The 11,723-nt window shown below is 64.7% G+C and carries 9 protein-coding genes; 2 read left to right on the forward strand and 7 right to left on the reverse strand.

The window, feature by feature from the left end; all coding sequences use genetic code 11:
- Window positions 1-2: 2 nt before the first annotated feature.
- Both WCB02_RS18430 and WCB02_RS18435 read right to left on the reverse strand, forming a co-directional pair.
- Window positions 3-581 carry a DUF1214 domain-containing protein gene (locus WCB02_RS18430; protein WP_423960188.1) on the reverse strand — a complete coding sequence of 193 codons (579 nt, stop codon included), beginning with the start codon at window positions 579-581 and terminating at the stop codon, window positions 3-5.
- 10 nt (window positions 582-591) lie between these two features.
- Window positions 592-2,877 (reverse strand): transglycosylase domain-containing protein, encoded by a 2,286-nt coding sequence (locus WCB02_RS18435; RefSeq protein ID WP_423960189.1) that lies wholly within the window; start codon window positions 2,875-2,877, stop codon window positions 592-594.
- Between the two features lie 301 nt (window positions 2,878-3,178).
- Here WCB02_RS18435 and WCB02_RS18440 point away from each other — a divergent pair, with 301 nt between their 5' ends.
- Both WCB02_RS18440 and WCB02_RS18445 read left to right on the forward strand, forming a co-directional pair.
- The gene (locus WCB02_RS18440; RefSeq protein WP_423960192.1) at window positions 3,179-3,694 is read left to right on the forward strand and encodes a YcgN family cysteine cluster protein; all 516 of its coding nucleotides are present in this window, start codon (window positions 3,179-3,181) and stop codon (window positions 3,692-3,694) included.
- A 159-nt stretch (window positions 3,695-3,853) separates the two neighbouring features.
- Entirely contained in the window at window positions 3,854-5,449 is a 1,596-nt protein-coding gene (locus WCB02_RS18445) for an MDR family MFS transporter (RefSeq protein WP_423960193.1), read from the forward strand.
- A 51-nt stretch (window positions 5,450-5,500) separates the two neighbouring features.
- Here WCB02_RS18445 and WCB02_RS18450 read toward each other — a convergent pair whose 3' ends face one another.
- The 5 genes from WCB02_RS18450 to WCB02_RS18470 all read right to left on the reverse strand — a co-directional run bounded on the left by WCB02_RS18450 (window position 5,501) and on the right by WCB02_RS18470 (window position 11,247).
- Window positions 5,501-6,313, reverse strand: a complete 813-nt coding sequence (locus WCB02_RS18450; protein ID WP_423960195.1) for an energy-coupling factor transporter transmembrane component T family protein — start codon at window positions 6,311-6,313, stop codon at window positions 5,501-5,503.
- Between the two features lie 8 nt (window positions 6,314-6,321).
- Window positions 6,322-8,199 (reverse strand): ABC transporter ATP-binding protein, encoded by a 1,878-nt coding sequence (locus WCB02_RS18455; RefSeq protein WP_423960196.1) that lies wholly within the window; start codon window positions 8,197-8,199, stop codon window positions 6,322-6,324.
- Window positions 8,200-8,212: 13 nt separating this feature from the next.
- On the reverse strand, window positions 8,213-8,908 hold the full coding sequence (locus WCB02_RS18460) for an ECF transporter S component (protein WP_423960198.1): 696 nt from the start codon (window positions 8,906-8,908) through the stop codon (window positions 8,213-8,215).
- Window positions 8,909-9,385: 477 nt separating this feature from the next.
- Complete coding sequence (locus WCB02_RS18465) at window positions 9,386-9,775, reverse strand: response regulator (RefSeq protein ID WP_423960200.1); 390 nt, start codon at window positions 9,773-9,775, stop codon at window positions 9,386-9,388.
- The gene (locus WCB02_RS18470; protein ID WP_423960202.1) at window positions 9,772-11,247 is read right to left on the reverse strand and encodes an ATP-binding protein; all 1,476 of its coding nucleotides are present in this window, start codon (window positions 11,245-11,247) and stop codon (window positions 9,772-9,774) included. The genes WCB02_RS18465 and WCB02_RS18470 overlap by 4 nt, the downstream gene beginning before the upstream one ends.
- Between the last annotated feature and the right edge of the window lie 476 nt (window positions 11,248-11,723).

Genomic DNA, 11,723 nt, shown 5'->3' on the forward strand with positions numbered 1-11,723 from the left:
GATCACGGGCACCCCGCCGTGGCAACGGCCGGCATCGGCGCGTCGCGCTGGGTGCGCGTCGCGACGCCGACCGGGGTATCGTACAGACGAAGCATCAAGGCATAGCGTTCGATGCCGCCGGTCGGAAGCCAGTTGCCGGCGCGCGCGCGCGCCGCCACGCGGATTTCGAAGGCGCCGTCCGCGCCGCGGACGATCTCCTGGCTGGTGAAGCCGTAACGCTGCAGCGAGTTGGCGACCAGGTGGCCCTTCCGGTCATACAGCGTCAGCGTCCAGAACCGGGCCGCCGGTGTGACCCCGCTGACGACGATGTCGCAGCGCCCGTCGAGCGGCTTCTTCCTGTCGTCGGTGGTAGCCGTGAATGCGATGCCGTCGCCGGTGCCGATCGGCAGCTCGCCGTTGCGGGTGATCGTCGCGCGCGAATAGGGATCGACGTCGGAGGTGCCGGTCTTGGGACGGGCGGTCCATGCGCCGATCGTCAGCGTGCCGAGATCGGTGCCGCGCGTCGTCGTCATCCACGTCGCCCCGAGGCCTACGACGGTGGCGATGACGAGCGCCAGCAAGGTAATCAGGATCAGCCGCACGTGATGACGGTCAATTCTTGCGCGGCACGGATGCCGCCTCACGCGGTGTCGCCGCCGCGAAACTGTCGGGGAAGGCGAGCGCGCTCGACGACAAGGGCTTGCCCGTCTTCAGTTCGGTCGCGGAAGTCTTCTCCGCGCCCTTGGCCGCATCCCTGGCCGCGTCGTCGAGCATCTTTTCGACCTGCACCAGGATATCGGCGCCGCGCTTGGTGAGGACCGGCGGCGGTCCCGGCTTGACCTCGGCCTGTTTCTGAGCCGCGCCGGCGGCAGCCATCGCGCCTTCCGGCCGCGGCAGCTTCTCGCCCATGCCGACGCCGGCAAGCTCCTTGATCTCGACGCCCTCATGGGCCGCGACCATGATGTCGTGCCAGGTCTGGGCCGGCAGCGAGCCGCCGGTCATGCGGTTGGTCGGGGAATAGTCGTCATTGCCGTACCACACCGCGCAGGTGAAGTTGCCGGTGTAGCCGACGAACCAGGCGTCGCGGTACGCGTTGGTGGTGCCGGTCTTGCCGGCGGTCGGAATGCCGTCGAGCGCGGCGCGGCGCGCGGTGCCTTCGCTGACCACATGGCTCATCATGCCCGCCATGTCGGCGGCGACGGAGGCTGGGATGGCCTGTCGCGGCTTCGGACCGTCGCGGTCCCAGCGCCAGACCAGATCGCCGGCGCCGGTGCGCACCTCCAGCACCGCATGCGGCGTCACCGCCTTGCCCTTGTTGGGAAAGGTCGCGTAGGCGACCGCATGCTCGATCACTGTTACCTCGTCGGCGCCGATCGGCAGCGACGGCGTATCCGGCAACGGCGCCGTGATTCCGAAGCGGCGTGCCACCGCCACGATCATGGCGCGGCCGGCCTTGGGTCCTCCCTTGCCGCCGAGCGCGATCGACAGCTTGACGGGAACGACGTTGATCGAATGCGTGATCGCCTGCGTCAACGTCACCTTGCCGGAATAGGAGTGGCCGTAATTCTGCGGGCACCAGTTGCCGATGCAGACCGGCCCGTCGATCACGGTCGAGTTCGGCGTATAGCCGTTCAGCAGCGCGGTGGTGTAGACATAGGGCTTGAACGACGAGCCCGGCTGGCGATAGGCGTCGGTCGCGCGGTTGAACTGGCTCGCGCCGTAGTCGCGGCCGCCGACCATGGCGCGGATGCCGCCATCGAGGTCGGAGACCACGGTCGCCGCCTGGGTGGCGTGATAGTCGCGGCCGAATTGGCGCAACTGGTTTTCGATCGCTTCGTCGGCGGCGTGCTGGACATGCATGTCGATCGCGGTCCGCACCACGAAGACACGCTCGGTGTAGGATTTCGGGAACGTATCGACCAGCTTGCGCATCTCGTCGAACGCATAGTCGAGATAGTAGTTCGGCGAGTTCTCGTCGCGCCGGTCGACCGCAAAGGCCGGATTGCGCCGCGCGCCGAACACCTGGCCCTCGGTCATGAAGCCGGCGTCGACGAGATTGTCGAGCACCACGTTGGCGCGGGCGCGGGCGGCCGGCAGGTTGATGTGGGGAGCGAATTTGGTCGGCGCCTTGAACAGGCCGGCCAGCATCGCGGCTTCCGCCAGGTTGATATCGCGGACCGACTTGTTGAAGTAGAAATGCGCGGCGCCGTCGACGCCGAAGGTGCCCCCGCCCATATAGGCGCGGTCGAGATAGAGCTTGAGGATCTCGTTCTTGGTGAGCCGGGTCTCCAGCCAGATCGCCAGAAACGCCTCGTTGATCTTGCGCTCGATGGTGCGCTCGTTGGTCAGGAACAGGTTCTTCGCCAATTGCTGGGTGATCGAGGAGCCGCCCTGGCGCACGCCGCCGGCCTGGGCGTTGGTCACGAGCGCCCGCAGCGTGCCGGAGACGTCGATGCCGAAATGTTCGTAGAACCGGCGATCCTCGGTCGCCAGCGTCGCCTTGATCAGATTGTCCGGAAAGTCCTCCAGCGGGATCGAGTCGTTGTGTTTGATGCCGCGGCTGCCGATCGGGTTGCCATAGCGGTCGAGGAAGGTGACCGCGAGGTCGGATTTCTTCAGCCAGTCCTCGTCGGCGGTTTCGCGGAATGCGGGGACCGCTAGGGCCAACAGCACGATTAGCCCACCGAGTCCCATGGTGGCGGCTTCCGAGAGCGGCTCGATGAAGGTCCAACGCTTCCAGCCCCCCACGTAGAAGCCGTCCATGAACGTCGAGAAGCGCTCATAAAGTTCGCGCGCCCCCTTCAGGGTCGAGAACAGGGACGAATCGAAGCGCGCGTCCAAATCCAGGCGGAGATGATCGAGCCGTCTCTTCCAATCGTCGGGGATGATCTTGCGCACTGATGCTCTTCGTCGGGTTCGAAGACGCTCGGGCACCCGGCCGGGGCGCTGTCGGCAGTCTTGCGCGAATGTTGCGGCAAACCCAAGGCGCTTTTTGCGTCGCCGGGTCATTCGAGTCACTATCTAGCCGAGTGGGGAGATTAAACCAATGGTTTCGCTTCCACTTTCATCGGCAGGACTAACGCGTCACGCCGGAACCAGCCTTGAGGCGCGGTTGCTGGACGGCCTCGGGCTCTTGCACCCGGCTCTCAAGAGCCTCTAGAAGGGCTTTGCCTAAGTTATTCCAGAACAAACGGGATTCATGACCGCCCCGCCCAAGCCGGCCTCGACCCAGGAGGGATTTTTCTGGAAAACCAAGACGTTGGAGGAAATGTCCGACGCCGAATGGGAGAGCCTGTGCGACGGCTGTGCGCGCTGCTGCCTGGAAAAGCTGGAGGACGAGGATACCGGGAAGATCTATTTCACCCATGTCTCCTGCAAGCTTCTGGATTCAGGCCTGTGCGCCTGCAAGGACTATCCGAATCGCGCTGCAAAGGTCTCGGACTGCGTCAAGCTGACTCCGGAGAATGTCCGCACCCTCAACTGGCTGCCGCCGAGCTGCGGCTATCGCCTGGTTGCCGAGGGCCGCGACCTCTATTGGTGGCATCCTTTGATTTCGGGCGATTCCGGCACGGTTCATGAGGCCGGCGTGTCGGTCCGCGGGCGAGTGCAGGGCACCGAGGCCGAGATCCCGGACGCCGATCTCGAGGACCACATCGTGCGCTGGCCCGTGCTGTTGCCGAAGCGGGCTCGGCTGAAGAATCGCCCGAAGGACTGAACCCAGCGCGTTCCGATCGATCACGTTTTTGCGAAACCACAGCGCCGGGACCCACCCATGCGCCGGACCCGCTGCCGCAGCACAGGTTCGTTCTCTAGATTGAAGCCGATCCAGCGAATCTGCGCGCTCAGGCCGCACTAACGACAAAAATATTTCCACATGAACAAGTTCGAACGGCAGAGCCGTGACCCTGCCGCCTCCCAGCCATTGCCCGATTCCATCACAGGCGAATTATCAGACCTTCCGGCAGAGCTGATCGCACTCGGCGATGTTCCCGAGGAAGCGTCAAGGATCGCGCCGCGCGCGCCACTCTCGCAGCGCGAAGTCCGCACCATCCTGATGAGCCTCTTGCTGACGATGTTTCTGGCCGCTCTCGACCAGACCATCGTCGCGACCGCGCTGCCGACCATCGGGCGGCAGTTCCACGACGTCACCAACCTGTCCTGGGTGATCACGGCCTATCTCCTGGCCTCGACCGCGGTGGCGCCCGTGTTCGGCACGCTGAGCGACATCTATGGCCGCCGCGCCATGCTGATCAGCGCGCTCGGCCTGTTCATGGCTGGGTCGCTCCTGTGCGCGGTGGCGCCCAGCATGACCATCCTGATCCTGGGACGTGGCCTGCAGGGGCTGGGAGGCGGCGGCATCATGCCGGTGGTGCAGACCGTGATCGCCGACGTCGTCACGCCGCGCGAACGCGGCCAATATCAGGCCTATTTCAGCGGCGTCTGGATGGCCGCCGGAATCGGCGGACCGGTGCTGGGCGGCTTTTTCGCCGAGCATCTGCACTGGTCGATGATCTTCTGGATCAACCTGCCGCTCGGGCTCACCTCGCTGGCGATGCTGCTGCCGAAAATGCGCAAGATTCCCGTGTTCCATCGCAGGCGGGAGGTCGACTGGCGCGGGGGCCTGCTGCTGATGGCCTCCGCGGTCGTGATCATGCTGGTGCTGACCTGGGGTGGAACCCGTTATTCCTGGCTGTCGCCGACGATCCTGGCGATGGTCGGTGCGTCCGTTGCGCTGACGCTTGCGTTCGTCTGGCATGCCCGCGTCGCCGACGAGCCGTTCCTGCCGCTGTCCCTGATGGGCGGTCCGATCGCGCCCTACGCGCTCGCGGCAGGCGGCTGCGCGTTCGGGGCCATGCTGGCGCTGACGGTGCATCTGCCGCTCTATTACGAAGTGGTCTATCATCTCACCGCGAGCGAGGCCGGGCTGGCGCTGATTCCGCTCGCCGCCGTCTCGACCGGCGGCGCCGCGATCGCCGGCCGCACCATGGCTCGCGCCAAGCACTACAAGCTCGTCGCCATCGTCGGCACCGGGAGCGCAGCCCTGCTGGGAGGCGCACTCGCGCTGACGACGCTGCCGCTGTGGGGTCTGTTGGCACTGCTGTCGGTGTTTGCACTCGGGCTCGGCACGGTGTTTCCGATCAGCGTGGTGGCGCTGCAGAATTCGGTGGCGCGCGCACAGGTCGGCACCGTGACGGGCGCGATGAATTTCTTCCGTGCGCTGATGGCGTCGTTCATGGTGGCGGCCTTCAGCGCCATCCTGCTGATGGCATTGGGCGCGGATGTTTCGCTCTCCGCGGAGCAGCATGGCCCGGTCAGTTCGATCCCGCCCGCCGACATGCTCGCTGCCTTCCGTTATGTGTTCGGGGCTGCCGCGGCGTTGCTGGCCTGCTCGGCGCTCTGCATGATCGCGATGGAGGAGAGGCCGCTGGCCGGGCCGGCGGCCGCGCCGCCGGTCGAGATGGCGGAGTAGGGCGCGAATCGACCGCAGGCTTTTTCCGGATCAGGCTCGCTCGCACAGAAACTATCTGGGGGCAAAAACATAGAACGAGTGCACCACGCCGAGCGCGAGCGCGGTGTACCAGCCGACCACCGCCAACAGCATTGCTCCGCAAGCGATCTGCGCGCCGAAGCTCATCTGCGGCGCCTCGACAAAAGTGCGCCGGGGATAGGCGCCGAAGCCGCGGGCCTCCATCGACATCACCATGGTGGAGGCACGTCGCAACGCGCCGACCAAAAGCGGCATCGAATAGCGCTTGGCTTCGCTGATGCGGCCGGCAATCCCGCGCTCTCGCACCACGCCGCGGACCGCCTGGGCCGAGCGGATGATCTCGATCTCCTCCTCGATGGTGGGAATGATGCGCAATGCGATGAAGAACGCATAGGCGATGCGGTACGGAATCTTCATCTGCGTCACCAGGGCGATCGCGAGCTCGCGTGGATCAGTGCTGCGCACGAAGACCAGCGACGCCAGAATGATGGTGTAGATGCGCAAGGCCGACGCCAGCGCATAGTCCGCGCTCTCGACGTAAATCGGCTTGCCCAGGATGCGAAAGATCTCGGTCGTTCCAGGCAGCGTCAGAGTCTGGATGACGAAGAAGCTGGTGCAGGCCAGCAGGAACAGCCAGGTGCCCTGCAGGATCTCCGACACGGTGATCCGCGCCAACAGCAGCGCCGTCGCAACAACGATCATGGTGATTGCGATCTGGATCCAGGCGATGTAGGCGCCGAACGCGAGCAGCGATATCGTCATCATCCAGGCGAATTTCGTCAGCGGATCGGCGCGATGGAAGATGGAATCGCGGGCGCGGAACTGAAAAACGGTCGAGCGCGACATCGGTGGCCTCAGGTCATCATCGAGCGGATAAGGTCCGGGATCGACAAGGTCGGCCCCGCTATGCGTTCCGGGTGGGTTTTCGCCAAGGCCGCGCTGACCTCGAAGATCGGCGGCGGCAGCAGCGCGCTCTCCTTCAGGAGATCGGCTTGCGCAAACAACGCCTCCGGCGTGCCGTCGAAGGCAATCCCGCCGCCACTTAGCGCAATGACCCGATCGGCCCATTCCGCGACCAGGCGTACATCATGGGTGATCATGAGAATCGTCGTGCCATAGCGCTCGCGGAGCCGATCCATCATGCGCATCAGATGCTGGGCGCGTTCGTGATCCTGCCCGATGGTGGGCTCGTCCAGCACCAAAAGGTGCGGCTCGAGCACGAGCATGGTAGCCACGCTCAGCCGGCGGCGCTCACCGAGACTGAGATTGAACGGAGAGCGATGCCGGTAGCGGGCGAGATCGACGATATCCAGAACCTCGTCGACCCGCCGCGCGATGGCGTCATCGGCATAGCCCCGGACCTTCATTCCGTAGGCGACCTCATCGTCGATCTGGTCGGTGACGAACTGGTGGTCGGGATTCTGGAACACGTAACCGACCTCGGCCGAGATCTCGCGCGGGCCGAGATCCGAGATGTCCTTGTCGCCAAGATAGACCGTCCCTCGTTGCACCGGGTTGATGCCGATCAGCGCGCGGGCCAAGGTGGTTTTGCCCGAGCCGTTCGGTCCGAGCAGCGCGACCATGCTCCCGGTCTCGAGTTCGAGCGAGAGGTCCTTCAGGATCGGCGTGTCGCTGGCATAGCCGAAGGTGAGATTGCGGATGGCCAGCAGCTTCTTCCGCGGCGCCGTGGTCTCCAGCGGCGGGACGGCTTCGGCCGCCGTCCGAACGACACCGCGCGCCATAACGTCTTCCGCGAATGCGATGGCCTCGGCCACGTTGAGGGGCATGGCGCCCGGCGCCAGCGCGATGCCGGTGGCGGCGGATAGATCGACCGCGAATTCGCTGACCTGCGGGAACCAGGCACTGGCGGCAATCGTCTCGGCCTCTTCGGAATGCGCTTCGCGGTGCCGCGCGAACGCGGCCCACGGCTCGCCGTCGAACACCACCTGGCCGCGATCCATCATGACCACGCGGCTGACGCGGTCGGCCAATTCGTCGACGCGATGTTCGACCATGACGATGGTGGTCTTGAACTCGGTGTTCAGGCGGTGAAGCACGGCGAAGACTTCCGCCATGCCGACAGGATCGAGATTGGCCGTCGGCTCGTCCAGCACCAGGAGGCGGGGACGGGCGGCGAGCACGGCGGCGATGCTGATCCGCTGTTTCTGGCCGCCCGACATGTCGAAGATCGAGAGATCGCCGGCGTCCGGCAGGCCGACACAGGCCAGCGCCTCGGCCTGTCGGGCCATGATTTCGTCGACCGGCCGGCAGAGGTTTTCAAGCCCGAAGCAGACCTCGTCGCGGACGCGGGTGTTGATGATCTGCGCCTCGGGGTCCTGGAACACCATGCCGACCTCGGTGGCGAAGTCCACGACCCTGGTGTCCGGCACCGACTTTCCGCACACGACGGCATGCCCGCCCAGTTCACCGCGAAGCGTGTGTGGAATGGTGCCGTTGAGGACGTTGAGCAGGGTGCTCTTGCCGCAGCCGCTCGGGCCGAGGATCAGCACAAATTCGCCGGGCTCGACGCGGAGCGAAACCCCGTTGATGACCGCCGCCGCTTCGCCCTCATAGGTGTAGGTGATGTCCCTGAGATCGATGATCGCCGAGGACGCGGCGCCGGGATCGTTCTCTGGCCCCGACCTTGCGGCATCGGCATTGACTGCGGATGGGACGGGCCTCCCGAGCGCGCCGTCCTCACCATCGCACGCAGGCTGCAGGATGTCTGACATCAGGCCACTTGCATCAGGCCGCTTGGCCGGAAAGCCGGGTCTTGCTTTCCTCCATCGCAACGGCCGTGCCGCGTACGACGCCGGCGCGGGCGAGACCGCGGGCGATGGGCCGGACCAGGACGACGGCGTAGACGGCGCCGCTGATCATACGGATCGCAAGCGCGACGAGATTATAACCGATGCCCATGTCGCCGACGCCGAAGAAATACACCTCCGGAAGCTGCTGCAGCAGCGGCGCCAGCGCGCCCGACAGCGCGAGGACCGCGAGCGTCCATTTCCTGTAGCCGTAGAACGCAAAGGCCATGTCGGACATGAAGCCCTGCAGGAAGCCCGCGCCGAGCACCATCACGCCGTTGGGGTTGCCGGAAAGCACCTGGGCGACGCCGTTCATGGTCTCCGCGATCGTGGCCGCGCCGGGCTTGCGGATGATGTATCCCGCCAGGGGGCCGGAAATGTAGAAGAAGCCGCAGATGGCGGCGAAGGCCAGGAAGCCATAGCTTCCCGAGAAGGTCATGAAGAGACGCCCCAGCATTGCGTTCGGCGTGCCGAGCACCCCGTTGATGACACCGATCACGGCCATGATGACGATCTCCATCAACGTAAAGCCGATGATGATCCCGCCGACATTATTGCGGTTTCGAAGATAGGCGATCAGGGCAAGCACGATCCCGATCGCGGCTACGATAAGATAAAGTACTGCTACATTCATGATACCGCTCCCACGCGATGTCCCCCAGTTCCGGCCCACCCGTCGGGGCGTCTAGCCGTCGACCTGATTGCATCCCTCATTGCATCCCTCATTGCATCCTGACTGCATCAAGCGTGCCAATACCCGGGTGGCGGCGCTCTCGCGGCGTTCGGCGGGCGGCGACAGGGGGTGCGCGCGAAGCACCTTCGTCTGGGGAGGGGCCGACGCAGCATCTGATACGAATGGGGTGCCCGCGACAGATTTCCGCCGGCTTTGAGGTTGTGCGCGCCGGGCCTGGACGCTGCGGTTGTAGGCCGGCTCGGTCAGACTCGCGCGGACGTTTGGATCCGGCTGGCTTCCTGGACTGGGCGCGCAAGCTTGGGAAAGCGCGACACCGTCCCGGCGCGACATGGCGCGCCAATGGGCAGCCGGTCCGTATGCAATTGCCCAGCACGGGCGATGAAATTCTAAGCATGGTAGTAGGAGGATGGTCTCCAGCTAGCGCGCCTGCGTCAGCCGCTTGTCGATCTCCTCGCGCAACAGGCTGAAGTCGATCGGCTTGGTCAAGAGTCCGCTGGCGCCGCTTTCCAGCGCTTTGCGGCTGGTGTCGGCATCGCCATAGGCCGTGATCATGATCACGGGAACGTCGGGGCGGATCTCCTTGACCCTCGGCAGCATCTCGAGCCCGGTCATCCCGGGCATATTGATGTCGGACAGCACCAGGATCAATGACCGCCCGGGCGATGAGGCGACGCGCGCCAGCGCGTCGGCGGCCGAATTGGCAAAATCCATCCTGAAGCGCTGCGCGCGCAGGTCGCGGCGGAATTGCTGCCGGAACAAGGCTTCGACATCCGGCTCGTCATCCACCACCAGAACCAGAACGCTCAACGATCGACCCCTGACTTGTTCGATATGCTGCGCATTCGCGGCAACAGAATCCTGAATTCCGTAAACTCACCCGGCGTGCTGTCGACGTCGATCGTGCCACCATGCTGTTTCACGATGATGTCGTGGCTCATCGACAGCCCAAGCCCCGTGCCTTCGCCCGGCGGCTTGGTGGTGAAGAACGGGTTGAACATCTTCTCTTTCACCTCGGCCGCGATGCCGGTGCCGTTGTCGCGGATGCGGATTTCGACATGCTCGCCGCGGGCCTTGGTGGTTGCGGTCACGAGCGGCTCGAAGCCGGCGCCACCGCGCTCGGTCTTGCGCTTGGTCACCGCGTAGAAGCCGTTTGAGATCAGATTGAGCAACACCCGCGTGATGTCCTGCGGGAACACCTCGATCATGCCGGCCCCGGCATCGAAATCGCGCTCGATACGGACGTCAAACTGCGGTTTTTCGGCGCGGGCGCCGTGGAAGGCGAGGTCGAGGCTCTCATCCACCAAGGCATTGATGTCGGCGGCCCGGTGCTCGCCGGACCCGTCGCGGGAATGCAGCAGCATGTTCCTGACGATCGAATCGGCGCGCTTGCCGTGCTGGACCACTTTCGCCAGGTTGTCCTGCAGCAGGCCAGTCAGCTCGTCGACATCCTGGCGGGTCTTGTCCGGCAGCATCGCTGGCGCCAGCGCCTCATTCAATTCATCGATCAATTCGACCGACACCGCCGCGAAATTATTGACGAAGTTGAGCGGATTCTTGATCTCATGGGCGATGCCCGCGGTGAGCTGGCCGAGCGAGGCGAGCTTTTCGGTCTGCACCAGGCGATCCTGCGCGGTGCGCAACTCGTCGAGCGATCGCGACAGCTCCCGGGTTCGCTGCTGCACCTCCTTGAACAGCCGCGCATTCGCGATCGCGATCACGGCCTGGTCGGCGAAGGTTTGCAGCAGCTTCACATGACGCTCGGCGAATGTGCCCGGCTCGACGCGCGTGACCGCAATGAACCCGATCGACACGTCATCCTTCATCAGCGGGGCGAACAACATGCTGCGGAAACCGCGTGCCTGCGAGATGCCCAGGAGTTCGTCCGATAGGGCCGCCGTATCGGGAATTTGCGTGACCTCGCCGGCTTGCGCCATGCGAAATGGCGGGAAATCGGCAACCGGCCGCGGAAAGGTCGACGTCAGGACGTCGTCCGCGGCCGGTGTCGTCGACGTGAACGCCTTCAGATGAGCGATGCCGTCGATGATCTGGAAGACGGTGCTCGAAAAGCCGCCGATCAGGCTCTTGGCGCTTCGCGCGATGGCCTCGAACACCGGCTGTGTGTCGGATGGCGAACTCGCAATCACCTTGAGGATATCGGCGGTCGCGGTCTGCCGCTCCAGCGCCTCGTCGCGCCCGGCTGCGGCGATCTGCAATTGCCGCTCAAGTTCGGCAATTCGTCGTTCCAGGCTTTCCGCCACGTTCTGAGGCAGCGCGGTCATCCCTTCCACGTCCCTTGAAACCCAAATCCCTCAGAACCGAAATCTCTTAGAACTCGAGTCCCGTAAAGCTCAAGTCTCTTGAAATTCAGGTGGCTGGGAGCGCCGGTGACGTCCGGCTCAATCCAACAACCCCGGCGGAAGGCGATTATTTCACTCCAGGAGATCCGGGCCAGTGCGGCCGCGCTTGATCCAGTTGAGCGATTTGAAGTTCCAATCATATCGGCATCAATCCCCGAACCTCGGCCGACGCGCGCCCAACACCTTTTTAGCGCCCAACACTTTTGATGGCACGGTGGGCACGGCGCAGCTGCGCTCTGGCCCAAGCCCACGAATCCGAATTCGATTTTCAAACGGCAGATACGGTTTCATGGTCTCGCGGCGCTGGTCGCCCGAGCTTTGCTTGGGAAGTCTTGCGCCTCGAGATCGAGGGCGCAGGGAATGCCGGGTGCACGCTGCACCCGCGGTCTCGTGTGCAA

Origin of the sequence: Bradyrhizobium sp. (assembly GCF_049581145.1) — a bacterium.
GTDB lineage: Bacteria > Pseudomonadota > Alphaproteobacteria > Rhizobiales > Xanthobacteraceae > Bradyrhizobium.